18 protein-coding genes are annotated in these 26307 nt (G+C 56.1%); 7 read left to right on the top strand and 11 right to left on the bottom strand.

Going from position 1 to position 26307, the window contains the following annotated elements; genetic code table 11:
• Positions 1-25 precede the first annotated feature (25 nt).
• The 8 genes from gntU to iclR form a co-directional block, all read right to left on the bottom strand.
• Positions 26-1363 (bottom strand): gluconate transporter, encoded by a 1338-nt coding sequence (gene gntU / locus E5C26_RS22635; protein ID WP_135318281.1) that lies wholly within the window; start codon positions 1361-1363, stop codon positions 26-28.
• Positions 1360-1899, bottom strand: a complete 540-nt coding sequence (gene gntK, locus E5C26_RS22630; RefSeq protein ID WP_135318280.1) for a gluconokinase — start codon at positions 1897-1899, stop codon at positions 1360-1362. The genes gntU and gntK overlap by 4 nt, the downstream gene beginning before the upstream one ends.
• 264 nt (positions 1900-2163) lie before the next feature.
• Positions 2164-3027 carry an acid phosphatase gene (locus E5C26_RS22625; protein ID WP_240776140.1) on the bottom strand — a complete coding sequence of 288 codons (864 nt, stop codon included), beginning with the start codon at positions 3025-3027 and terminating at the stop codon, positions 2164-2166.
• Between the two features lie 56 nt (positions 3028-3083).
• Complete coding sequence (locus tag E5C26_RS22620; RefSeq protein WP_135318279.1) at positions 3084-4385, bottom strand: YhfT family protein; 1302 nt, start codon at positions 4383-4385, stop codon at positions 3084-3086.
• Positions 4386-4395: 10 nt separating this feature from the next.
• Entirely contained in the window at positions 4396-4749 is a 354-nt protein-coding gene (locus E5C26_RS22615; protein ID WP_135318278.1) for a DUF2620 domain-containing protein, read from the bottom strand.
• On the bottom strand, positions 4749-5648 hold the full coding sequence (locus tag E5C26_RS22610) for a phosphotriesterase-related protein (protein ID WP_135318277.1): 900 nt from the start codon (positions 5646-5648) through the stop codon (positions 4749-4751). Before E5C26_RS22610 ends, E5C26_RS22615 begins: the two co-directional genes overlap by 1 nt.
• 334 nt (positions 5649-5982) lie before the next feature.
• A complete protein-coding gene (locus E5C26_RS22605; RefSeq protein WP_135318276.1) occupies positions 5983-6879 on the bottom strand; it encodes a hypothetical protein in 897 nt (298 codons plus the stop codon).
• A 329-nt stretch (positions 6880-7208) separates the two neighbouring features.
• Complete coding sequence (gene iclR, locus E5C26_RS22600) at positions 7209-8039, bottom strand: glyoxylate bypass operon transcriptional repressor IclR (RefSeq protein ID WP_012147185.1); 831 nt, start codon at positions 8037-8039, stop codon at positions 7209-7211.
• A 198-nt stretch (positions 8040-8237) separates the two neighbouring features.
• On the opposite strand from iclR, the gene metH reads away from it, so the two are divergent.
• Positions 8238-11933 carry a methionine synthase gene (metH, locus tag E5C26_RS22595; RefSeq protein ID WP_409513918.1) on the top strand — a complete coding sequence of 1232 codons (3696 nt, stop codon included), beginning with the start codon at positions 8238-8240 and terminating at the stop codon, positions 11931-11933.
• Positions 11934-12009: 76 nt separating this feature from the next.
• Here metH and E5C26_RS22590 read toward each other — a convergent pair whose 3' ends face one another.
• Positions 12010-12735, bottom strand: a complete 726-nt coding sequence (locus E5C26_RS22590; protein ID WP_135318274.1) for a UTRA domain-containing protein — start codon at positions 12733-12735, stop codon at positions 12010-12012.
• A 191-nt stretch (positions 12736-12926) separates the two neighbouring features.
• On the opposite strand from E5C26_RS22590, the gene E5C26_RS22585 reads away from it, so the two are divergent.
• The 6 genes from E5C26_RS22585 (at position 12927) to E5C26_RS22560 (ending at position 19217) form a co-directional block, all read left to right on the top strand.
• On the top strand, positions 12927-13988 hold the full coding sequence (locus tag E5C26_RS22585) for an ABC transporter substrate-binding protein (RefSeq protein WP_135318273.1): 1062 nt from the start codon (positions 12927-12929) through the stop codon (positions 13986-13988).
• Positions 13989-13999: 11 nt separating this feature from the next.
• Entirely contained in the window at positions 14000-14797 is a 798-nt protein-coding gene (locus E5C26_RS22580; protein WP_135318272.1) for an alkaline phosphatase family protein, read from the top strand.
• A gap of 9 nt (positions 14798-14806) precedes the next feature.
• Complete coding sequence (locus E5C26_RS22575; RefSeq protein ID WP_135318271.1) at positions 14807-15646, top strand: ABC transporter permease; 840 nt, start codon at positions 14807-14809, stop codon at positions 15644-15646.
• 17 nt (positions 15647-15663) lie between these two features.
• Positions 15664-16449, top strand: coding sequence for an ABC transporter permease (locus tag E5C26_RS22570; protein ID WP_135318270.1), 786 nt, complete (start codon positions 15664-15666; stop codon positions 16447-16449).
• A 3-nt stretch (positions 16450-16452) separates the two neighbouring features.
• Complete coding sequence (locus E5C26_RS22565; protein WP_135318269.1) at positions 16453-17445, top strand: ABC transporter ATP-binding protein; 993 nt, start codon at positions 16453-16455, stop codon at positions 17443-17445.
• Positions 17446-17567: 122 nt separating this feature from the next.
• Entirely contained in the window at positions 17568-19217 is a 1650-nt protein-coding gene (locus E5C26_RS22560; RefSeq protein WP_135318268.1) for a Na/Pi cotransporter family protein, read from the top strand.
• Positions 19218-19372: 155 nt separating this feature from the next.
• Here E5C26_RS22560 and E5C26_RS22555 read toward each other — a convergent pair whose 3' ends face one another.
• Together E5C26_RS22555 and E5C26_RS22550 are read right to left on the bottom strand one after the other, a co-directional pair.
• On the bottom strand, positions 19373-24196 hold the full coding sequence (locus E5C26_RS22555; protein WP_135318267.1) for a hemagglutinin repeat-containing protein: 4824 nt from the start codon (positions 24194-24196) through the stop codon (positions 19373-19375).
• Positions 24197-24244: 48 nt separating this feature from the next.
• Positions 24245-25921: a ShlB/FhaC/HecB family hemolysin secretion/activation protein gene (locus tag E5C26_RS22550; RefSeq protein WP_135318266.1), complete on the bottom strand. Its 1677-nt coding sequence runs from the start codon at positions 25919-25921 to the stop codon at positions 24245-24247.
• Between the last annotated feature and the right edge of the window lie 386 nt (positions 25922-26307).

The raw sequence follows: 26307 nt of genomic DNA, 5'->3' as shown, positions 1-26307 counted from the left end.
GGCGCTGTTATGTCGTTATGGTGTTTTAAAACAGGGTGAAAGCAATCATGCCGATAATCCCGCCCACGCTACCCAGAATGGTTTCCATCACCGTCCAGGTTTTCAGCGTTTGCAGCTCATTGGCACCGGTAAATTTGCCGAACAGCCAGAAACCGGCGTCGTTGACGTGACTGAGTACGATAGACCCACCGGCAATACAGATAGCCAGCGCGGCCAGTTGTCCGCCGCCAAGCCCCAGTTGGCTGGTCACCGGTAGCACCAGGCCGACGGTAGTCAGGCAGGCCACGGTGGCAGATCCCTGGATCACTCGTACCATGGCGGACAGCACAAAGGCCGCGACAGCAATCGGCAGACCAGTGCCAATCATGGCGTCACCCAATGCCGGGCCGACGCCGGAATCCACCAGAATTTGTTTGAATACGCCACCGGCACCGGTCATCAGCAGAATGATCCCGGCGGGCTGCACTGCCGCAGAGCAGATGGCCAGCGTTTGCTCATTGGTCATGCCACGCGGTTTTGCCAGACCATAAATCACGATCAAACAGGCGACCAAAATGGCGATAAACGGGTGGCCAATGAACTCCAGCCATTGTTGTAATTGCGAGCCAGGCGTGACCAGGCGGGCACCAATGGTCTTCATGCCGACCAGCACCAATGGGCAGAGTACCAGCGCCATGCTAAGACCAAATGACGGCAGATTGGCGGTGTTCAGCGTCGGTTCGTTTTCATCCGCCGGCATTGACCAGTTAACATAACGGCTGATAAAGCTGCCGTACAACGGGCCTGCAATCAGCATGCCGAGCACTGCGGCGACCAAACCGATGGCAATCATCCAGCCGAAGTCGGCTTTCATTTGTGATGCCAGCAGCATCGGTACTGGCCCCGGCAGCAAGAATGAAGCGGCGGCGGCGACGCCGGCAAACAGCGGAATGGCCAGCTTAACGATGTTGCCGTCGGTGCGGCGCGCCACGGCAAACACGATGCCGATCAACAGCACCACGGCTACGTCAAAGAACAGCGGCAGGGCACAGATCAAACCGGCAATGCCGAGCGCGTAATGGGCCTTACTCTGGCCGAAACGTTTCAGCAAATGTGCCGCGATTTGATCCAGCGCACCGACCTCATGCAGTATCTTGCCGAACATCGCGCCCAGCGCCACGACGATCGCCAGAAAACCCAGCGTATCGCCCATGCCTTTTTGCATGGTGTCGGCAATGCGGTCCAGTGGCATGCCGGAGAAGATCCCGGCAGCGATAGACACCAACATTAATGCGACGAAGGCATGCATACGCGCCTTCATCACCAGAAACAGCAGTAAGAGAACCGAGCCGACTGCGGTACCGACCAGCGTTACAGTATTCACGCGCACACATCCTGTGGCAGGAAGCTCTGGATATGCTTCACCGTATCGGCGATCACGCCTTCCAGCGGCTGGTTGATGTCCACGGACATCACGTCGCTCTCATCTGCACCCGGTTGTTCCAGGGCGGCAAATTGCGTCACCAGCATTTGCGGTTTAAAGAAGTGGCCGTTGCGGGCTGCCAGGCGGGCTTCGATCACCGGAAAGTCACCGTGCAGGTAGATGAACGACAGATTGCCGTTACCGGCACGTAAGCGATCGCGATAGTGTTTTTTCAGCGCCGAACAGACGATGACCGAGACATTATTGGTGCGTTGCATGGCGAAGGCGGCGTCGTTAAGTGCGGCCAGCCATGGGGCACGGTCTTCATCGTTCAGCGGTTCACCGGCTGCCATTTTCAGGATATTACTGCGTGGGTGCAGAAAATCACCGTCGAGGAATCCGGCAGACAGTTGGCGGGCCGCTGCGGCGGCCACAGCGGACTTGCCGCTGCCGGAAACGCCCATAATGACGTAAATACGGTTTTGATTATTGGTCATGGCTTAGCTCCAAAACGACGAGTGACGTTACCCTGCATGTATTTGTTACCGGTAACATGTTATCGGTAACATTGTCGAAGGAAGTCTCACCGGTTGCAATGGGCTTTAGCAGGCAGGATCGTTAACTGTGATCGGCTTCAAGTTTTTATCGGACGAGGGAAACAGGATCAGTACAGCGTTTTACATGCTGACAACAGAGGTATCGAAACGACAGAGGTGAGGGATGGCTTGCACAACGGCAGCGCCATTGTGCAAGCTTCATTGCTAGCGCGCGCCTTTCTTTTGCGCTAACAGACGGTCAACTTCCTGTTTGGCCTCACGGAACTGTTTCTGGTATTCCGGGCTGGCCTGCAGGCGAGCAAAGGCACCGGCAGCCAGGAAACGACCCGCGTTAACATCGCTTTCCCAATGTACCCCGCAAATAAGACGGCTACGGCCAAATTCATAACCTTTTGCCATTAACGGTGTCGCTAATTGCGGTTCCATTGCCGTTAATGTCATTGCCCACATCATTCCGGTGACGGCATGCCCGGAAGGATAAGAACCCCCATCGTTACTTAACGCGTTATGTTGCTTGGGCGTACAGCTATCAATGCGTAACGCCGAATAGGGGCGAATACGGCTAAATGCCTTTTTGACATCATTGGAAGCATAACCCGCATCGGTAAAGACACGGCTGAGTAACAGGTGTAAATGAGGCGTATTTTTTCGCGAAATGGTGATGCCTAAAGCCGGTGAGAAGGCACTGCCAATATGGTTGTATGAAAGCTTGGCATCCTCAATGGCCAATTGACCGCGAGGTGTATCCCGCAATTTGCGTAATTCATGGAACGTCTCTATGTCGCTTTGTGCCGCGGCTGAATGCTCTTTTGGCGGCGGTGGCAGGATTTTTGCGCCGTCAGGGTAATCTGCCGGCGTCAGGTAGCCGTTGATCCAGCCTTTTATATAGGGAGAAAATCCCACGTCAGGATAGCCGATATCGCTGTAATCGGTACGCCAGGTTTCATTCGGATCGCTATTGGGTGCCGTGTCGTCTTTTGCCTGGGCAGGTGATAGAAATGCGGCAAACCCCAAGATAAGCACCAGTGTGTGAAGAGACTTAATATTTTTCTGCTTCCCTATTTTCATTATATTTTCCTTGTGTAGACATTATATGTTGCCCATCCCAGCTGGGCTGCGTGAGGTCAGGTCACTACGAATAACCCCAGGAAATACAAAATATTCAGTAGAATCCCACATATTATTGTTGCTACAACCGGTGCGGCAATCTTCAATATTGGTCGTCCCAGCGCTTCGTTAAGGAAATAAAGCGCGGCGGTGATGCTGAACCCGGTATAACCCGCCATCTTGATGGAGGCAAAAATGGCACCAATCATCAGGGCGAACTCCATCAGCATATTCATGGCGTTGCGGATGCTGTCGGATGCGTTACGCACCGAAGGATAATTGCTTAACCAGCGGCCGATAGAGCGTAATAACAGGACTTCCAGCGTGATGGTCAATGCGCCTAAAATGGCGGCCAGCCAGGGCGAGGGAGCCAGATAACCCACGGTAAAGACAAAGGTAAAACCGGCAACAGCATAAACACCGGTGGCCAGCGCGGTAGTGGCGATAAGCGGAATAAACCCCAACCCGCGCATAAATTCAGCCAATGCCGCCTGATTCACCAACGCAGCGGACTCCTCGGGCGAGACTCCGGGTGCCCAGGCTTTAGCCAGCGTGTAGATAGAAACTTCTGAACCACCGAACAGCTTCAGGCTGGCCACCGTTGAGATCAACGCACCGGTAATGGCCAGCAGCGGCAGGTTTTTGATGATCCGTGAGGTCCTTTCTTCGAACACCGAGGTTCCGTGGTTGTTCTCATGGTGTTTGCGCTGGGAGATATCGCGAAAGATGGCGATCCCCAGCAGCATGACCATACCGACGAAGATCTCGATGGATTCCGGGAACAGCAAAGGGTAAAAACGCACTACAATCACGCGGGCCATCAGCACTACGACAGCAGCCAACAGGCTGTGACGCCAACCAAACTGATAGAAAATAGCCACCAGTGGGAACAGGGCAAAGGCCGAAATCACCGGGCTGGAAAGTTCGCCCAGTGAGCCGAGAATATCCACCGGCAAGGCCGTTAGCAGGGTGTTGATCGGCACCAGGCTGGTTAACACCAACACGCCCCAGACCATACCCAAAGTGAACGCCAGGTAACTGTTAAATGCCAGAACGCCGATAATGTCGGTAGGCAGAAACAGCAACCAACTGTTCAACAGACCGGTTGATAGGGTAAATGAAATCCCGACGGAAGCCACGAAACCGATGCTCAAACCAAAGGCAATGCTGCCGGCTTCACGACGATTCATGTTCCCTTCAACCAATTGCGGCAGAATGGGCCGAATGCCATCGTGAAATACGGCTACCGACCGGTGAGAGAGCAGCGAAGTCATGCCCGTGAGCAAGGCAACGATAACAATATGCAGATATTGCTCCATGGATGGCTCCTTAACTCAAGTGACCAATCAAAAGCGGGACGGCATGTTCGACATGTTCCACCGAAAGGCCAAAAGCCACTTTCCCTTCGCTAATCCATTTTACGATTTGTTCTTCTTTCGCCTGTATTCCGGGTTTGGCAATGGTACAGCAGCGGTTATAACCGATAATGGCGATGGCAATGGATAAGGCTGCCCCGGCGCCGGTATTACAGGCGCCAATAAAATAGTCTAATTCGCCACTTTTGACTTTACCTGCCGCCTCCATATCGTTTTGGATAAAACACTCAAATTTACCGGGGGCGGTAGATTCAATAACCTGTTTTATTTGCTCGCGTTGTAAACCTGCAATGCCGATCTTTTTCATTATTTTAATCCTTGGAAGAAAGTGTTGGGGTTGTGGCGCAACATAAGGTCAATATCCTGCTGGTGTAGCCCGGCCTGCAGTAACATCGGCACAAAAGTATCAATGAGATAGTTAAATCCTGGCCCGCCATTGGCCGCCAGGTGTGAACGACGGGTGATATCCATCGAGAGCATAACCTGGCCTAATAAACCTCTTTGAGAGAGCGCCAGTAAGGTGGCAATACGTTTCTCGTCGGGATAATAGTTATTTTTTCCGATAGTATCGAATTGAATTAACGCCCCGGTATCCAGAATGCGTAGCAATGTTTCCCACTGATCGCGGAGGTCACAATGGCCGATAACAATATGCTCTGCGGCCACCCCGTAGCCGGTTAATAGCTGCAACTGTTCCAATCCCATGGTGCTAAAACTGGTATGGGTCGAAATGGGTTTACCAGTCGCCAAATGTGCCAAGGCGGCGGCGTGGAACACTTTTTCTTCCGTTGGGGTAATGGTGCCTTCACTGCTGCCAATTTCCGCAATAACGCTTGCGCGTAACTCGGTGCCGTCAATGCCTTGTTCTATTTCCTCAATCATTTCTTGCGCCAATTGCTGTGCGCTACGTTGTACGACATGTGGCGGATAGAAATCCTGTTGGTAATACCCGGTTGACGCCAGAATGTTAATGCCGGTTTCTTGCATCAGGTCCAGCATGAATTGCGGGTTGCGTCCCATATAGCGATTAGTGACTTCAACCAGATTGAGAACGCCTTTACTGACCAGCGTTTTCATTTCATCGACCAGCAAGGCGTAACAATCCAGCCTGCAATCTATGTCCTGCTTGAATGGCGACAGGTCGATATGCAGATGTTCGTGTGCATAGGTGTAACCCCTGCTATCAAACTGCGGTGAAGGATCCATAGCTTCCCCTATTGAGTTGTGAAAAACACCTGGCGGTAAAAGAAGACTTCATTTCCTTGATTCTTGGCTGTCATCTTTGCGTTTAATTTTCATTTATTTGAATATTTACAAGAGTCAGAGGGGACTTTTATGTTTTCTTAATCTGTCCCCGTTGACTTGGCAGAGGGGCCATCGTCATGCACTCAGGTCCTGATTGACTCGTCTATATCCTCATTTTTTTGAAAATATAAATAGGATGGTAAGGGAGCTTATTGGCGACGACAACGGGCAGGCGGTTATTACTTGAACAGGATCACAAATATAGTGAGGGGGCCGCTGTCGACGTCGCTAAATCTTAATCTGCAACTGTCACCGCATAAGGCGTGCTGTAACCACCGAAGTCATAAACATATTGCAAGATAGCGGTTCCATTTTCATCCGCATGATTTTCGTGATTTATCAGAAGGGCGACGACGCCTTCTGCCCCGCGCAAGTGTGCCCCTGCCAGTAAGCCCGATAACGTGATCTCTACGTCATTGGGGCGGCCGGCTGGTGGGGTTAACACTGGCTGACACTCGCTCCAGCGAACCGTTTTTCCCAGATAATCACTCAGTTTTTTCCCGTGGGTAGCTAACTGTAACACCATGTTTTGGTATTTATTATCGAAATGGTCGAGGGCGATAAATTCCTGCTTGTCTGGATTGATAACATCTTCGAAAGAATTAATGCCATGTTTACCGGTAAATGTTCCTTGCCAGGTATTAACGTCGGTAACGTGGATCCTCCCCTCAGGAAACGCCATTATCTTATCACGTACACCATGGGCCCAGTTGCTGATGTCCACATCTGAATAATACATTGGCAAACCGTCGCTATCATAATGAGTATAATAACCGAGATCCCAAAGATCGTGCTCGCTGAACTGGTAACCGACAAAGCCAAGATAATTCATGACGGCGTATTGCATGGTCCTAAACATCGCGGGTTCACTGGAGCCACGGGTATAGAATTTATCAACGCCCAGCTTAATGAAATAACCTTTTATTGAGGTGGTGCTAACCAATGGCGTGCCATTCACATCACGGACAACACGTCCGGGATATTCAACTTGTTGATAGGTAACTGCCTGATCATCATCATAATGCTGGTCGTAATAATTGGCTTCCAGTGGGTCAATAGAACATTCAAATGTTCTGATGGCGGTAAGAAAATCGGTGTAGTCGCCATGGGGGCTTTTTTGTGCGTGTTTCATTTTATATTCCTTGGATATATATCCACAATAATGGGGATAATTTGGGAAGAAAAATCACGCAGTTAGCTTATACCCATTAATGGGTATTGATATTGGTGCGGTGGATTTTATTAATCAATAACTGTAAAGCCGTTTTGGCATAAATTATATACAAAGCCTAAGAGAGAAAGTGGTGCTTCGTTTCCTGAGACGGCATTATGCCGATATTAGGGGGATTATTTTATTGTCAACCTACCGTGCCAGCAGTGGAGCGATATTTCCCTGGTGATATCCCATCCCGCTGGCCAGGGCTTAATAAATTTCCCCAGCACAGCGACATGAATGGCGTTTTAACGCACGCCGCCATATTCCAGACTGATCTCTTTCGCCGCGTGGATCACCAACGCGCCCAGCTCAGTCACGCGGTTGTCGGTAATGCGAGACACCGGGCCGGAGATGGAGATGGCGGCGAAGGCCTCACGGTGCTCGTCGAAGATGCAGGCCGCCACGCAGCGCAGGCCGAGCGCATGCTCTTCATCGTCAAACGAAAAGCCCTGCTTGCGAATTTGCGCCAGCCCTTCCTTCAGATTGTGCGGCGTCAGGGTATGTTGGGTATAAGTTTGCATGCCCTTTTTATGCAGCAGTTTGGTGACCTGTTCATCCGGCAGGGTGGAAAGAAAGGCTTTCCCCGCGCCGGAAGCGTGCATCGGCAGTTTGCCGCCGATCGGTGCCGACATGCGCATCAACGCGGTGCACTGTACCTGATCGATAATAATCGCCTGATACTCGCTGGTATCCAGCACCGCCAGATTAACCGTCTCGCCGGACTCTTCCATCAGGCGACGCAGCGTGGGGTGCACCATCGCCAGCAGATTACGGCTCTGCAAAAAGCTGCTGCCGACCACAAAGGCGTGCGAGCCAATGGTCCATAGGCCCAGATCGCCCACCTGCCGCACGAACCCTTGCTGTTGCATGGTGGTGAGCAAGCGGTGAGTGGTGGAGTTCGGCAAGCCGGCCTGTTGGGCCAGATCGGTTAGCGCGACATTACCCTGGGCTTCGGCAATGTATTCCAATAATTTCAGACCACGGGTCAGCGACTGTACCTGGCCGGTCGCCGCACTGGCGGTCGGGGATGCAGCACGGGGCTTTTTGCCACGTTTGGCAGGAGCAGGGGTGACCATAATTCACATTCCTTTTTCCGTATGATGGAATTCATTTTCGTTTTTTACGTGTGAATTGCAAGCCGTCTATCAGCTCATCGGATCTGTTACCCGGCAACCTGAAAAACTCTCAATTAGCACTCACCCCTTTGCCAGCACAACCTGTGCTAGGATGGCTCGTTGGTTTTTGCAGCAGTTGAGCGATGGGCTGGATCGGTAATTGAAGGGGTTACAGTGACAAATCGAGTAGAACAACTGCGCCGGCAGTTAGCGCAGCGAATTTTAGTGTTGGACGGCGGCATGGGCACCATGATCCAGAGCTATCGTCTGGAAGAGAGCGACTTTCGTGGCGAGCGTTTTGCCGACTGGCAGAGCGATCTGAAAGGCAATAACGACCTGCTGGTGCTAACCAAACCGGAAGTGATCACCGCCATTCACTACGGCTACCTGGAAGCGGGGGCCGACATTCTCGAAACCAATACCTTCAACTCCACGTCCATCGCCATGGCCGACTACCATATGGAGTCGCTGTCCGCCGAGATTAACTATCAGGCCGCCTGTCTGGCACGAGCCTGCGCCGATGAATGGACCGCACGCACCCCCGAGCAGCCGCGCTACGTGGCCGGGGTATTGGGGCCGACCAACCGTACCGCCTCTATTTCACCGAACGTCAACGACCCGGCGTTCCGTAATGTTTCTTTCGATGAGCTGGTGGAAGCCTACCGCGAATCAACGCGCGCACTGGTGGAAGGCGGCGTCGATCTGATCATGATCGAAACCATCTTCGATACCCTGAATGCCAAAGCCGCCGCCTTTGCGGTAGAAACCGAATTTGAAGCCTTGGGCGTGGCGCTGCCAATCATGATTTCCGGCACCATCACCGATGCCTCCGGGCGTACCCTGTCGGGCCAGACCACCGAAGCCTTCTATAACTCGATGCGTCACGTCAAACCGCTGAGCTTTGGCCTGAACTGTGCGCTGGGCCCGGACGAACTGCGCCAATACGTTTCTGAGCTGTCACGCATCTCGGAGAGCTACGTTACTGCCCACCCTAACGCCGGTTTGCCCAACGCCTTCGGCGAATACGATCTGGACGCGCAAGAGATGGCGAAACAGGTCGGCGAGTGGGCGCAGGCCGGCTTCCTGAATATTATTGGTGGCTGCTGCGGTACCACGCCGGAACACATTGCCGCGATGGTCAAGGCGGTGGCGGGCGTGCCACCGCGCCAGTTGCCGGAGATCCCGGTAGCCTGCCGCCTGGCCGGCCTTGAACCGTTGAATATCGACGCCAAAACGCTGTTCGTCAACGTGGGTGAGCGCACCAACGTCACCGGTTCTGCCCGCTTTAAGCGGCTGATCAAAGAAGAGAAATACAGCGAAGCCCTGGCCGTTGCCCGCCAGCAGGTGGAAAGCGGCGCACAGATTATCGATATCAACATGGATGAGGGGATGCTCGACGCCGAAGCGGCGATGGTGCGTTTTCTCAACCTGATCGCCGGTGAACCGGATATTGCCCGCGTGCCGATCATGATCGACTCCTCCAAATGGTCGGTGATCGAGAAAGGCCTGAAGTGTATTCAGGGCAAAGGCATTGTTAACTCGATCTCAATGAAAGAGGGTGAAGAGGCCTTTATTCACCACGCCAAACTGGTGCGCCGCTACGGTGCGGCGGTAGTGGTGATGGCATTTGACGAGGTGGGCCAGGCAGATACCCGCGAGCGCAAGTTCGAGATTTGTCGCCGCGCCTATAAAATCCTGACCGAGCGTGTCGGCTTCCCGCCGGAAGACATTATTTTCGACCCGAATATTTTTGCCGTCGCCACCGGTATTGATGAGCATAACAACTATGCCGTCGACTTTATCGAAGCCTGTGCAGACATCAAAACCCACCTGCCGCATGCGATGATCTCCGGTGGGGTGTCCAACGTGTCGTTCTCATTCCGCGGTAACGATCCGGTGCGTGAGGCGATCCACGCGGTGTTCCTGTATCACGCGATCCGCAACGGTATGGACATGGGTATCGTTAACGCCGGGCAACTGGCGATCTACGACGATCTTAGCGCTGAACTGCGCGATGCGGTGGAGGATGTGATCCTCAACCGTCGCGACGATGGTACCGAGCGCCTGCTGGAGCTGGCGGAAAAATACCGTGGCAGCAAAGATAACGAAGTGGCGGTGCAGCAGGCGGAATGGCGCGGCTGGCCGGTCGAAAAACGGCTGGAATATTCACTGGTCAAAGGTATTACCGAGTTTATCGAACTGGATACCGAAGAGGCTCGCCAGCGGGCGGATCGCCCGATCGAAGTGATCGAAGGGCCGCTGATGGCAGGCATGAACGTGGTTGGTGACCTGTTCGGCGAAGGCAAGATGTTCCTGCCGCAGGTGGTGAAATCTGCCCGTGTGATGAAGCAGGCGGTGGCCTATCTGGAGCCGTACATCGAGGCCAGCAAAGAGAAAGGCACGACGGCGGGGAAAATCCTGCTGGCGACGGTGAAAGGCGACGTGCACGACATCGGCAAAAACATCGTTGGCGTGGTGCTGCAATGCAACAACTATGAAATTGTCGATTTGGGCGTAATGGTGCCGACGGAGAAAATCCTGAAAACCGCGCGTGAACAAAACGTCGATATCATCGGCCTGTCGGGGCTGATTACCCCGTCGCTGGACGAGATGGTCAATGTGGCGAAAGAGATGGAGCGCCAGGGCTTTACCCTGCCGTTGCTGATCGGCGGGGCCACCACCTCCAAGGCCCATACCGCCGTGAAGATTGAGCAAAATTACAGTGGCTCAACCACCTACGTGCAAAATGCCTCGCGCACTGTGGGGGTAGTGTCAGCACTGCTTTCCGCCACCCAGCGCGATGATTTTGTGGCGCGTACCCGTAAAGAATATGAAACCGTGCGTATCCAGCACGCGCGTAAAAAGCCGCGTACTCCGCCGGTCGATCTGCAAAAAGCGCGCGATAACGCCATGGTGCTGGATTGGGAAAATTACCAGCCGCCGGTGCCGAAGCAGTTGGGCGTTTATCCGGTCGAAGCCGGCATCGAGACGCTGCGTCATTACATCGACTGGACGCCATTCTTTATGACCTGGTCGCTGGCGGGTAAATACCCGCGTATTCTGGAAGATGAAGTGGTGGGTGAAGAGGCCAAAAGGCTGTTTGCCGACGCCAACCAGATGCTGGACATGCTGGCCGCCAACGGCAGCCTCAACCCGCGCGGCGTCTACGGCCTGTTCCCGGCCAACCGCGTCGGCGACGATGTGGAGGTGTACCGCGACGAAAACCGTGACGAAGTGCTGGTGGTCAGCCGCCACCTGCGCCAGCAGACGGAAAAAACCGACTTCCCGAACTACTGTCTGGCGGACTTTGTCGCGCCGAAAAGCAGCGGCAAGGCCGACTACTTCGGCGCTTTCGCGGTGACCGGCGGTCTGGAAGAGGATGAACTGGCGGCGGCCTATGATGCGCAGCACGATGATTACAATAAAATCATGGTGAAAGCGCTGTCGGATCGCCTGGCGGAGGCTTTCGCCGAGTACTTGCACGAACAGGTGCGCAAGCTGCACTGGGGCTTCGCGGCCGAAGAGAACCTGAGCAACGAAGAACTGATCCGTGAAAATTATCAGGGCATTCGTCCGGCACCGGGCTATCCGGCCTGCCCGGAGCACACCGAGAAAGCGGAAATCTGGCGTCTGCTGGACGTTAACCGCAATACCGGCATGGAGCTGACCGAATCCTTCGCCATGTGGCCAGGGGCGGCGGTGTCCGGCTGGTACTTCAGCCATCCGCAGAGCAAGTATTTTGCGGTGGCACAGCTCCAACGCGATCAGGTGGAAGACTATGCGGCGCGTAAAGGCATGAGCGTCAGCGAGGTTGAACGCTGGCTGGCGCCTAATCTCGGCTACGACGCCGACTAAATGGCTGATGGGCGCAGCATGCGGCGCCCCTACCGGCTAATTTCTTTTGCAGGGGCCAACATGTTGGCCCACTTTCTTACCCCTCGTCATTCGCCATCGCCTCCACGTCAATGTGCAGCGCGTCGTAACGCCAATACTCCAAATCACAATCAATCACCCGATCGTGCTGATCGCGGTTAACCCGGGTAATAAACAGCGACGGGCTGCCATAGGTCACTTTCAGCATGGTGGCCGCTTCCTGCGGCAGCAGGGTAGGCAGCATATCGAAACGCACCCGGCCATAACGAATGCCGTAGCGTTCGGCGTACAGTCCGGTCAGCGACTGGGTTAAGTCTTCGGCCAGGATACCGGCAAAGTAGGCGGGGTTGAGGTAGTGCTCGCAGTACAGCACGGCACGGCCGTCGATATAGCGCAGCCGGCGAATACGATAGACCTCACTGCCGGGGGGCAACTCCAGCCGTTGGCACAGGCTGCCGTACAGCGGCACCGTGGCGGTGTCGATCACTTCGGTATGGGCGTCACGCCCTTGCTGCTGCGCCATGGCGTGGAAATGGCTGCGCTGTAACGGGTTGTACACCAGCCGTGGCGGCGAGATAAACCAGCCGCGCCTGACCTGACGGTAAATAACCCCCTGCGCCTCCAACTGGCCGAGCGCCTCCTGCAGCGTAATGCGGGTGGTGGAAAACTGTTCGCTCAGGGCACGTTCGGAAGGCAGCTTGCCGTCGGTATTAAACTCCCCCTCGGCGATACGGGCGGCCAGCGTACGGCAGATCGCCGCTACCGTAGTCGGTACATCATTCATGCACAGTTGCCCCATTTCAGTGCTTCTCGCTCCAGTTAAGGTAGACCAACGGCAGAGCGGTAATGCGCCGAATGTAATAAAAATGCTGCTTTTTTAGGCTGACATATAATTATCACATTCGTCCGTTAGATTGGCTTGGTTCTTGCTGGACTAGTCCAGCCACTTCCACACTACCACCCGGAGCATCAGTTATGAAACGTTTGTGCGCTTCTGTGTTAACCAGTGCCATTATCCTGTCCAGCCAAGCGAGCTGGGCTGCCGATTCCGATCTGGCGGCGCTGGCACAGGCTGCCAAGAAGGAAGGGGAAGTCAACAGCGTCGGCATGCCGGACAGCTGGGCCAACTGGAAAGACACCTGGCAGGATCTCTTGAGCAAGTACGGCCTCAAGCATGTCGATACCGACATGAGCTCGGCGCAGGAAATCGCCAAGTTCGATGCCGAAAAGAGCAACGCTACGGCGGATATCGGTGATGTGGGCGCAGCATTCGGCCCGATCGCGGTACAAAAAGGGGTGACCCAGCCGTACAAGCCATCCACCTGGGATCAGGTGCCTGACTGGGCGAAAGACAAAGACGGCCATTGGGCGCTGGCCTATACCGGCACCATTGCTTTCATCATCAACAAGCAACAGGTGAAAGAGATCCCGCACAGTTGGGCGGATCTGCTTAAGGGCAAATATCAGGTCACCATCGGTGACGTGGGTACCGCCTCGCAGGCGGCCAGCGGCGTATTAGCGGCAACTTACGCCATGGGCGGCAGTGAGAAGAACCTGAAGCCGGGCCTGGAATTCTTCGGCAAGCTGGCGAAAGCCGGACGTTTGAGCCTGAGTAACCCGGTGATCGCCTCACTGGAAAAAGGCGAAGTACAGGTCGGCGTAGTTTGGGACTTTAACGGCCTTAACTACCGCGACCAGATCGACAAAACCCGCTTTGAAGTGCTGATCCCGTCGGACGGTTCAATCACCTCCGGCTACACCACCATCATCAACAAATACGCCAAACACCCGAACGCCGCCAAGCTGGCGCGTGAATACATCTTCTCCGATGCCGGCCAGATCAACCTGGCGCGTGGCTATGCCCGTCCTATCCGTGCCGAACATCTGACGCTGCCGGACGATGTCAAAGCCAAGCTGCTGCCGGCCGAACAGTATAAAAATGCTCACCCAATCGCCGATCCGGCGGCCTGGGAGCAAAGCGCCAAAACGCTGCCGCGTATGTGGCAGGAAAACGTCATTATGTTTATGCAGCAGTGAGTTAAGCCTTTATGAAAACGATCCTCGTACTGCTGGACGGTTTGAATTATCAGGTGGCGCATGACGCTATGGGCTACCTGCAGGCCGAATGTGCGGCAGGGCGTGGGCGGTTGTATCAGCTGGAGAGCGAGCTCCCCTCGCTCTCCCGGCCGCTGTATGAGTGCATCCTCACCGGCGTGCCGCCGGTGGAGAGCGGCGTGGTGCATAATCAGGTATCACGCCTCTCGCAGCAGCAAAGCGTGTTTCACTATGCGCGTGCAGCAGGCTTGACCACCGCTGCAGCGGCCTACCATTGGTTCAGTGAGCTGTATAACCGCACCCCGTTCAACGCCGCCCGCGATCGTCATACCGACGATACCGAACTGCCGATCCAGCACGGCCATTTTTATTACGACGACCGCTACCCGGATTCGCATCTGTTTGACGATGCCGAAAGTCTGCGCCGCCGTCATCAGCCCGATTTCTTGCTGATCCACCCGATGAACATTGATGATGCCGGGCACCGCTTCGGCCTGTCTTCGCCGCAGTACCGTAATTCGGCTCGTAATGCCGACGGCGTGTTGTCGCGCTATTTGGCCGACTGGTTGGCCGACGGCTATCAGGTGATGGTCACTGCCGATCACGGCATGAATGACGATCGCAGCCATGGCGGCGTGCTGCCGGAAGAGCGTCAGGTACCGCTGTTTGTCTTCGGCAGCGCCTTTAGCCAAAACGATGCCGATCCGCAGCAAACCGAGCTGTGCGGCACGCTGTGCGAAGTGCTACAGGTGGCGCACGACAAACCGCGTTGCCGGGCGCTGTTGGCATAAGGGTGATTAATGAAAGCTAAGTGGATTGCCGCGCTATGCCTGTTGCCGTTTATCCTGCTGTTTGGGGCGTTCCAAATCGCGCCGCTGGTGTGGATTGCGGTCAGCAGCTTTTTCAGCCAGAGCAGCGGCTGGGGGCTGGGCAACTATGTTGATGTGCTGACCTCGCCGTTCTATCTGCAGGCGTTTCAGTTCTCGCTGGAGATTTCCCTCTGGTCGAGCATTTATGGATTGTTGATCGCCCTGGTGGGCAGTTACTCACTGCGCCAGCTGGGCCAGACGCGGTTCCATGACTTTGTGATGTCGTTTACCAATATGACCAGCAATTTCGCCGGGGTGCCGCTGGCGTTCGCCTTTGTCATTCTGCTGGGGCTAAACGGCTGCCTGACGTTGTTGCTGCGCAAGTACGGCCTGATGGAGAGTTTTAACCTTTACTCCAAAACCGGGCTGATCGTGCTCTACACCTACTTCCAGATCCCGCTCGGCGTGCTGCTGCTGTACCCGGCCTTTGACGCACTGCGTGAAGACTGGCGCGAATCGGCGTCATTGCTCGGCGCCAGCCCGTGGGGGTATTGGCGGCATATCGGCCTGCCGGTGTTGGCACCGGCATTGATGGGGACCTTTGTCATCCTGCTGGCCAATGCATTGGGTGCCTATGCCACGGTTTATGCGCTGACCACCGGCAATTTCAACGTGATCCCCATCCGTATTTCGGCGCTGGTGGCAGGGGATATTTCCCTTGATCCGAATCTGGCCAGCGCACTGGCGATGCTGCTGGTGGCGATGATGGCGTTTATCACACTGATCCATCAATGGCTGCTGCGCAGGAGCTATCTCAATGCACGCTCATAATATTGCGGAGGGCGGCCATGTCGCGTTTTGAAACCGGCTATCACCGCGTTGTGAGCGGCTTGCTGCTGCTGATCCTGCTGTTACCGCTGGCGGCGACGCTGATTTATGCGCTCGCGACGCAATGGGGCGCGACCATTCTGCCGGACGGTTTTACCCTGAAATGGCTGGTGGCGTTATGGAGCGATCCGCGCTTCCTGCTGGCGCTGTGGCATTCGCTGCTGATCTGCTTTGGCACTCTGGTGCTGGCGGTGGTGGTGATTTTGCCGATGATGTTTGTAATTGCTTACTATTTCCCCAAACTGGATGCGGTGATGAATGTGCTGATCCTGCTGCCATTCGCCGTGCCACCGGTGGTATCGGCGGTGGGGTTGATGCAACTGTTCGCTACCGATCCGTTGCCGCTGCTCGGTACACCATGGATCCTGATTGGCTGCTACTTCTCCATCGCATTGCCGTTTATTTACCGTGCTATCAGCAACAACATGCAGGCGATTAACCTGCGTGACCTGATGGACGCCGCCCATTTGTTGGGGGCCAGCACCTGGAAAGCGGCGCTGTTGGTGGTGCTGCCAAACCTGCGCAAGGGTGGAATGATTGCCGTGTTGTTGTCGTTCTCTTTCCTGATTGGCGAGTTTGTCTTCGCCAACCTGCTGGTGGGCAGCCGGTATGAAACGCTGCAGGTTTACCTCTATAACATGCGCAACGGCAGTGGCCACTTCACCAGCGCACTGGTCATTTCTTATTTCGCCGTGGTGCTGATAGTCACCTGGCTGGCGAATTTGCTGAATAAAAATAAGGGCTAACCCATGGCTTATCTCAACGTGACCCGGCTTAACAAACATTACGGGCAGACCCAGGTGTTTCAGGATATCGATTTCACTGCCGAAGAAGGCGAGTTTGTCACGCTGCTCGGGCCGAGCGGCTGTGGCAAGTCTACGCTGCTGCGCTGTCTGGCGGGGCTGACTTCGGTCGACAGTGGGCAGATCCTGCTGCAAGGTCAGGATCTGGTGCCGGTATCCCCACAAAACCGCGGTATTGGCATGGTGTTTCAGAGCTATGCGCTGTTCCCGAATATGACCGTTGAGGGCAATGTGGCGTTTGGCCTGAAAATGCAAAAATTGGCGAGCGGGCAGATCCAACAGCGGGTGCAAGAGGTACTGGAGCTGGTGGAACTGACCGAGTTGGCGAAGCGTTATCCGCACCAGCTTTCCGGCGGCCAGTGCCAACGGGTGGCGCTGGCGCGATCCCTGGTGACCCGCCCGCGCCTGTTACTGCTCGATGAACCGCTCTCGGCCCTGGATGCCCGCATCCGCAAACACCTGCGCGAACAGATCCGCCGGATCCAGCGCGAACTGAACCTGACGGCGATCTTCGTCACTCACGATCAGGAAGAGGCGCTGACGTTGTCGGATCGCATCGTGCTGATGAACAAAGGACAAATCGTGCAAAGCGGCGATGCAGAAACCCTGTATACCCAACCGGCCGACGTTTTCGCCGCCGGGTTTATCGGCAACTACAACCTGCTGAGCGCAGAGCAGGCGTCGGTTTTGACCGGCAACACTTATCGCGGTAAGGTGGCTGTTCGCCCGGAATCCATGACTTTACTGCCTGCCGGGCAGGGGATCGCCGCCACTATCCTCAACCACAGCCTGCTGGGCAACGTGGTGCGCTATCGGGTTAAGGCTCGCGGTGTGGAGCTGCTGGTGGACGTGCTCAACCGCTCGGTCGAGGATTTGCGGCCCGACGGCAGTGAAATTGGACTACACTTGGAAACTGTTACATTACGGGAAGTTGCATGATATTTGTGGGTTGAAACGGGATGTTTTTCCCCAGCGACAGCCTGCAACCCGTTGCCGCTGTTCTGCTCTTTTAACGCCTGGCAGGACGGTTGCCTTGCTGGCGTTAATGGAGCGTATCTTCTGTGTTGACCCTTCTTCATCTGCTCTCTGCGGTGGCGCTGTTGGTGTGGGGGACCCACATCGTGCGTACCGGAATTATGCGGGTTTACGGCGCTAACTTGCGTCGGGTATTGAGCGACAGCGTGCAGAAAAAACCGCTGGCGTTCGTCTCCGGCATCGGCGTAACCGCGCTGGTGCAAAGCAGCAATGCTACTGCGCTGCTGGTCACTTCTTTCGTCGCACAAGGGCTGGTGGGGCTGACGCCTGCGCTGGTGATCATGCTGGGTGCTGACGTGGGTACCGCGCTGATGGCGCGAATTCTGACCTTTGATCTCTCCTGGCTGTCTCCGTTGCTGATCCTGGTCGGCGTATTCCTGTTTCTCAGCCGCAAGCAAACTCGTGTCGGTCAAATGGGCCGGGTGTGCATCGGCCTTGGGCTGATTGTTCTGGCGCTGGAGCTGATCGTGGCTGCCGCGACGCCAATCACCCAAGGGGCAGGGGTGAAGGTGTTGTTCTCGTCACTGACCGGCGATGTGATGCTCGATGCCCTGACCGGCGCGCTGTTTGCCATTGTCAGCTATTCCAGTCTGGCGGCGGTGCTGCTGACGGCCACCCTGACCGCTTCCGGTGTGATTTCACTGAAAGTGGCGCTGTGTCTGGTGATCGGTGCCAATCTTGGCAGCGGCCTGCTGGCGGTGATTAACACCAGCGGCCAGAATGCCGCCGGCCGTCGGGTGGCGCTCGGCAGCCTGTTGTTCAAGCTGATCGGCTGTGTGTTGGTGCTGCCCTTTGTCTCTTATCTGGCGGACGTGATGGCGCGGTTGCCCGGTGGCAACGAAGAGTTGGTGATTTATTTCCACGTGTTCTACAACCTGATCCGCTGCCTGGTGCTGATCCCGCTGGCCGGGCCGATGGCGCGGCTGTGCGAAACGCTGATCGCCGACGTGGCGGCTGACGATCCCCGTTTGCGCCCACGGCATCTGGATGCCAGCGCACTGGATACGCCGACGCTGGCGTTGGCCAATGCGGCGCGTGAAACCCTGCGCATGGGGGACGTGGTGGAACATATGATGATCCTGCACCGCGAAGTGCTGCACGGCAAGATTGGGCAGGATAAAGAGGTACGTCGGTTGGACGATGACGTCGATGTGCTGTACACCGCCATCAAGCTGTATCTGGCGCAGATCCAAAAAGAGGATCTGGGCGAAGAAGATTCGCGCCGTTGGGCAGAAATCATCGAAATGGCGCTCAATCTGGAGCAGGCCGGGGACATTATCGAACGCATGACCGGCGACATCGCGTCGAAGTCACATGCGGCGCGGCGGGCGTTTTCGGCCGAAGGTCTGGCGGAGCTGGACACGCTGTATGAGCGGTTGATTGGCAACCTGCGGTTAAGTCTGTCGGTGTTCCTGTCTGGCGACCTCACCAGCGCCAAGCGGCTGCGGCGTTCCAAGCACCGCTTCCGTATTCTGGATCGCCGCTACGCGCATGCGCACGTCGATCGCCTGCACCAACAGAACGTGCAAAGCATCGAAACCAGTTCGCTGCATCTGGGGTTGCTGGGTGACATGAAACGTCTGAATTCCTTGTTCGCAGCGGTGGCGTATAACGTGCTGGATCAGGATGAGAAGGATGATGAGCGTGAATGGGAGGACACCCCGAGCACGCTGTAAAAAAATGCCCCCGGCTGAAACCTGCTGGCAACGACATTGCTTAAATAAACGTCTCCCTCTCCTGGGGGAGAGGGCCGGGGTGAGGGGCTTTCGTGTCGGTGTGCTTCCCCTCACCCTTACCCTCTCCCAAAGGAGAGGGGACCATTTTCCGCCAGTTATTTACCCGAAAAAACACCGGCCCTGGCATCGGTGGCCTGGCTATTGATATAGCCACCGACCGGGGTCTCCAGATTCGCCACGCTTTTACCGGCGATCCCCAGCAGGCCACCGGCAGAGGCTGCCGCATCAAGGTGACCGCCACCCTGATAACGGCTGCCCGCTACGTCCTGCTGTTCCAGCTTGCCGTTACCCAGCATTACTTCACCCTGTTGGCTGTGGATCTCCCCACCGTTCAGTTGGGTGTTGCCCTGCACGTTCAGCGCCACGCCATTTTTCCCGCTGATGGCGGATTGCACGCCCACCGCATCGTTATTGACTACGTCGGCTTTGACCTTGAACTGGCCCTGTAACCCGGCGGGGCCGGTTAGACTCTCTTTGGACTTGTTGCCGAGGAAGCGAGCACCGCGATCCCACAGTGGTGCCTGTTCTTTTTCGCCCACCCGGGTTTCCGGTAACGTCACTTTGCCCTCGGCCTTGTTGAAGCTCACCGCGCCGGTGGTGTCCTGTTTGGGTGTGAGACGACGGGCCACGCTGTTGTACTTGTCGGTCGTGGCGTCAGCCACCTTGTTGATCCCGTCCTCCAGCTTCTCCTTCACTTTACCGGCATAGCGCGGCGTGCCGACTTTCGACAGTTTGGAGGTGATGCTGCTGGCCGGATCGTTGGTGTGGTTCAGACCAACGTCCACATTGACCTTCACGCTGCTTTCGCTGTCTTTGCGGCTCTCGACGCGCAGGTCACCGCCGACGTTGCCTTGTACGCTATCGGCATCGATCCGGGCACCGGCCAGAGTGGTGTCTTTACCGCTGTTGATCGTCACTTCGTTGGCGTTAATCAGGCTGTTACCCTGGGTCGTTTTCTGCAGCTTGTCCACGCCGACTTTTACCCCGGCACCCAGTGTGTGGGTGTCGCTGCCGCTGGTGGCGTCAACTTTGCCGCTGGCATCCTTGTTGAAGGATTGACCACCTTTGGCGTTCGCTTTCAGCCCCAGGTTCCAGTTGCTTTTCTGCTCCTGATTTTGCACCGATTCCAGCACCACACCGCCATGTTCGGCATTCAGGCCGACGCTGTTGCCCTGGACTTCGGTCCCTTGCAGATGCAGTGCCTGGTCGCCATCGCCTTTGGCGGTAATGTTCACTGCGCCACCGCTGGTGATTTTACCGCCCTGGTGGGTGGTGGAGGACTCATCGACCCTGGCGATGTCAAATGCGCCGCCGAGGGAAACGCCGCCCGCACTCTTTTTGTCGCTGTCGGTGCTGTTACCGCCAATATCGATATTGCCTGACAGCGTATCGTCCTTGCGCGTCTGGTGCGATTCGGCTGCCTGGAGCGCCACCTTGTCGCCCGCGTTCAAGGTGACGTCGCCCTGACTGGTGACATGACTGCCTTGCAGTGTCAGCCCACCACCGGCTTCCAGCGCCACGCCCTGTTGGCCGCCGATGCTGCTGACCTGTGCGCTGCTGCTGTCGCTTTCCCCCACGCTGCGACCGCCGCCCAGCCCGCCGCCGAAGTTTTTGGTCTCCGGAGTGGATCCGCCTTTGGCAGACACTTTGACGTTGAAGTCATTGTGACTCTCGTGACTGCGGTCGGTAGCCTGCTCGAAACGGAGGTTGCCGTCTTCGGCTTTTACCTGCGTTTTGCCTTTGCCGGCATCCAGTGAAGTACCCTGATAAACCGCGTCTTGCTTAACCTGGATGTCGATGCCGTTGGCCGCGGTAATGCCGCCGGTGACGGCCTGGCTGGCGCTGCTTGCGCTGTGTTTGTTGCCGCCGTCACCTTTGGCGTCGACGTTCAGGTCATTGCCGGTGTTGGTGTAAACACGCACGCTGGCGTTGCCACGGGTATCGCTTTGGCTCTGCTGCTGGTGGTTTTCCGCCGCTTCACTGCGGTGGCTGTCTGCCTTCAGCGTCACACTACCCTGAGTGGCCTGATATTGGGTACCGCGATCCTGCAGTTCCCCGGCAGCGTTAACCTCAATTTCTCCGGCCTTGATGTTGCTGACCACCGCTTGTGAACTGCTGCTGCGCTGTTCACTGCTGCCGCCGTTGGCAGCGACGTCGATGCCGACGTTCGGCAAGCCGATGCTGCCGATATCGTTAATCACACCGTTGGCATCCAGTTTGGCGGCTTTGCCCACTGCGCGTTCAACCGGACGGGTGATGGCGCTGTAATCGACGTTGGCACCGATATCCACGCCAACGTCGGTTTTGCGGGTGTTGCTGCTGGCGCTGTCAGTGGCAGCCAGGTGGGCAACGCTGTTGGCATTCTCCTGATATTTGCCGGCGACCTGATGCTGCGAACCTTGCTGTGTCAGCTGGTCTTTGGCGTTAATGGTCAGATTGCCCTGGATGTCGCTGCCCGAGGTCACCGCCTTACTGCTTTGCGCCTGAGTTTTGCTGTTCTCATAACCGCCTTCAATGCCCGAACCGACTTTATCGATGCCGCCGGTGTAATAGAACCCACCGCCAATTTTGGTTTGTTCGATGTCGCTGGTGGTCTTGTTGTCCGCCGCCAGGAAGGCGACGTTGTTGCCGCTGACGCTGGCATCACCCTGAGTGGTCACCAGTTTGGAGCCGCTGAAGGTCACGTCTTTGTCCGCTTTCAACGCGACGCTGCCGCCACTGAGCATTGAAGACTGTTGCTCGCTGCGGGTGGTTTTCTCGCTGTCACTGGTATGTTCAATGCGCAGACCGGCACGGTATTGCTTATCGCCTTTCTCGTTGGCATAGCCGTTGATCGCCAGCGCCGTTTTCTGCTCATCAATACGTTGCTGCTGCTCTGCCGCGCTGACATTGATATTGCCACCGGCCTGGATGTCCAGCTTGCCGGTGCTGGTGACCTTGCTGCCCACCACGTCGGTATCCTGTTTGCTGACCAGTTGCAGGTTGGTATCGGAAACCAGTTCACTGGCGGTGGACTGCTGGTGGCTGTTGTTGGACTTTTGCGAACTGCTGGTGATGTTAAAGGCAGTGCCGGTACGGGCATTGACCTTATCGATGTTGGTGCTGAGCGCGTTATCAATCCGCAGGCCACCATTGCTGGCGGTAACAAAACCACCCTGACTGCCTTTGACCTTGCTGCCGGTGATGGTCACGCCCTGTTTACCGTTCAGCCACAAGGTGCCGTCGGCGGTCAGCTCGGAGGCGTTGCTGACCTCGCGGCGGTGGCTGTTGTCTTTGTTATCGCCACCGCCGATGCCGCCCCAGGAGGTTTTATCGTCACGCACCGATTTGGCATTGGCAGTTTTTTGCACGTCGATATTGATCCGATCGTTGGCATTGACCTTCAGGTTACCTGTGGCATACACCTTTGCTCCCTGTGCCACCAGGCTATTACCGGCGCTCAGCGTCAAATCGCCACCGGCATGCAGGTCACTGACCTTCAGGCTTTCGGTTTCATTGCTGTTGTTCCAACTGCCGGTGCGCAGGCTGGAGGTATGGTTACGCTGATAGCCGCGTTCGCTGGTTTTATCCTTCTCGACCAGCCCGGCGATCTGCACATCGCGCTTAGCGTCGATTTTCAGCGAGTTACCGGCCCCGACCGTAGCCCCGAGCAGTTTCACATCCTGTGCAGTGGCGGTCAGCGTGGCATTTTTGCTGGCGCTGACGCTGCTGCCGACCTGCTGGTGCTGTTCATTTTCGCGGGTGACGTCGTACTGCCAGGAGTAGAACCATTGGTCGTTGGTATGTCCCTGAGTCTGTTTGAGTTGCTGACCGTCGAGCGTCAGGCTGGCGCCCTGCAAATTAACCTCTTCGCCGCGAATATCGGTGGCGGTCAGGTGGTTGCTGTTATCGGCCAGCAGGCTGATATTTTTGCCTGCCAGCTCGGTGCGGGCCAGCTTTTGGCTGGTGCTGCGATCGTTGATATAGATACCGCCGCGATAGTTTTGGTAGTTCTCACCGCCGTTGCGGCTGCTGCTGTCGTCACTCACCTGGCTTTCTGCACGGATGTCGTAGGCTTTCACCCGGATCTCATTGCTGCCCTGCAACTTGCCCGCGAGCTTCACGCCGCTGCCGGCCGCGGTGTTGATGATGTTGATGCGTCCGGCCTGCATGCTGCCAAGATAGTAGCTGTCCAGCGCGCTCAAGGGTTGCTCGCTGCTGAGCACTTTCGCCTCGCGTGAAACACGGTTATTACCGCTGATGGCGTTGATATCCGCCACCATGTTGCCACTTTTCTTATCGAATACCGGGGTGACGATCACCTCGCCCCGGCTGTCGATGCGCGGGGCGATCAAGTCCAGCACGCCACCGGCGTTCAGTTTGCCATCCAGGCTCAGGGTGTTGCGATTACCCAGGGTGCTGTAGCCCTGCAGCATGCCGTTTTCCACCAGTGGATTGCCCACCACCAATGACGAACGGCTGGTATTAATAAAACCGCAGCCGCTGCAACTGATGCCGTTCGGGTTGGCCAACACGTAGTCGGCCGCCATGCCGAAGATTTCCTGCTGGCCGTGCAACAGCGACGGATTGCGGCTGATCACTTCATTGAGGATCACGCTGGCCGCTTGGTTGTTCAGGTTCGGGTTGGCCCCCAGCTGACCGGCCAACTGAGACAGTCCGGGGTCGCGTGAGTTATTCAGCACCGCGCCGGGTTGGTTAACGTTGAAATCCTGATACTGGTTATGTGACAGTCCGTGGTCATTCGGCGTGACAATATTGACCACCTGCGCGCCGTTACCGGCGGTGGAAACGCCGGGGCCGTTAGCCCCGTTGGCCGCCACGATCTCGCCGGCGTAACCGTTGCCAAGTGAGGCGAGAATGATCGCCAGTGAAGCGGCCAACTTGCCCGCCGCCGAAAGCCTGAAGTTATTATTTTTCATCCATGTATCTCCATATATCGCCGTGTGGTACTGCAAAAAAATGACTGACTAAAAGGTGTACGAGAAGCGGACCAGCACCTGGATCGGATCGTCCGGCATGGCGTGGCTGGACAGCAGCCAGCCGCGGCTGGCCTCGACGTCGATGATGGCGCGCTGATAACGCAGGGTGGCCCCGGCGCTTAACCCGGCGCTGCTTTGCCAGCCCGAAGGGCGGTTATCGCGTGGCAGCACCCGGCCGACGTCGCCGCCGAGGCGTGGGGTGAGGGTGCTTTGGCCCAGGTTGAAGCTGCGGGACAGGGTATTTTGCAGGTACCAGCCGTTATCGCCGGACAGCGTGCTGCGGCTGAAACCGCGGATCGCGCTGCGGTCGGTCAGGCTGAGCCATTCCACGCCGGGCAGCCGATCGCGGCTGTATTGCCCATACAGCAGGTTGCTGAGCTGGTAAGGGGAACCGGCCAGGGTGAAGCGTTGGGTCAGGTTGGCGAACAGCTTGCCCTTGGTGAATTGGGCATCGGGCAGGCCGGCACCGCCGTGGCTATCGGCGCCAAACCACGGCAATCCTTGTTCTACGCTGAGGTTGGCGCTGACCAGCCCGGTAGGCAGGATCTGCAGATGATTCACCCCCAGTTCGAACAGGCTGAGCGTCGGGCTACCGAGGCTGATGCGCACGGTGTCGAAGTAGTTATTGATACGCTTATGGGTCAGTTGGCCGCTCAGGGCATTGATTTGATCGCGATCGCGGTAAAACACATAATCGCCGCGCAGGCCGTATTGCTGGGTCTGGCCGTGCAGTTTATAGCTGTTGAACACCAACTGCTGGCGGTTCATGTATTGCGAATAGCTGGCAAAACCGCTGAAGGTAAAAGCGCCATAGGGCAGAGAATAGAGCAGGGTATAGGCGCGGTTGTAGCGCTGCGACGGATCTTTCAAGGTACCGGCGACGTTCAGGCTGACAAAGTCCGACAGGCCGAACGGGCTGTCCAGCGTTGCGGTGCTGCGAGCCAACCACTGGCCGGTATTTTTCTGGCCGTAATTGTCCAGGGTGGCGGACAGCAGCCAGGGCTTGGTATGTTGGTTATGCAAGCGAATAATGGAGCCGCCGGTTTGGTTGCCCGGTAATATATCCAGCCGAGTTTTGTTTGATTGCAAACGATTGGCCTGATCCAATCCCTGATCGAGCTGGGTTAATTTCAGCGGCTGGCCTTCCAGTCCGGGGAATAATAATTTGCTGTTGACCCAGCGATCGCCGCCCTCTATTTTCTCGATAAATCCTTCGGTGACCCGCAGACCCAATTCCCCCTCGGCATTAGGGCGAATAAACTGTACGCGGGCGGTGATATAGCCTTTATCAAGGTATAAACGGGTTAATTCGCGGGTCAGACGGTTGATGTCATTACTGCTGATACAACGCGGTGGCAGTGCGCTGAGCGCCGCCAAATCTTTCGCTGACAGCAGGGTAATGCCTTGCAGATAGACACCATCAATCGGCAGACATTGGGCTGAACGCGGCAGTGCCGGGGGGGCAGGTTCGGGGTCTGCCAGTAATTGCTGTTGTTTAAGCTGTTGGTAGCGTCGTTGCTCTATCTGTTGATTCACTTCACGCGTGCCGTCTTGCAGGGCACGGCGTGATTCGCCCATCGGCGAAAAATGCTCCATCTCCGGCAGGGTAGCGGCGGGGAGCGCAGTGCTGAACAGCAGCACCAGGGCGGCGGTTTTTTTAATCATTTTAATCCATTATGAGAAGCCAGCGGGGTGGCCTGCTCAATCCATGAGGTCAAGAAACGGACGGCCAGAGGCCGGCCCGAAACAGCGAGCGACAAGCACATTGCGTGATATCTCGATTTGCCGCAGGCAAATTAAGACGATGGGTGTATATCTAAATAATAATTAGGCTGCTTGTTTTAATTTTCAGATCCGTTGAGTTAATTAACTAAAAAAAGTCATTAAACTGTCTGTTATTTAAACTTTATCGGCACAGATAGGAAGAATCTGAATTTTTATTTTGTCCGGGGATAATAGAGGGTGAGGGTAATTCTGACAATCTGACCAGTAGGAAATACGAAATTTCGCAGATAGGTTGGGGCGCAAATGTTAACTGCGCCCCGGAGTGA

It is taken from the genome of Serratia proteamaculans (assembly GCF_004684015.1).
GTDB classification, from domain to species: Bacteria; Pseudomonadota; Gammaproteobacteria; order Enterobacterales; family Enterobacteriaceae; genus Serratia; species Serratia proteamaculans_F.
Note: the sequence above shows the minus strand (reverse complement) of the source record. Positions and strands in the feature narration are given on the sequence as shown.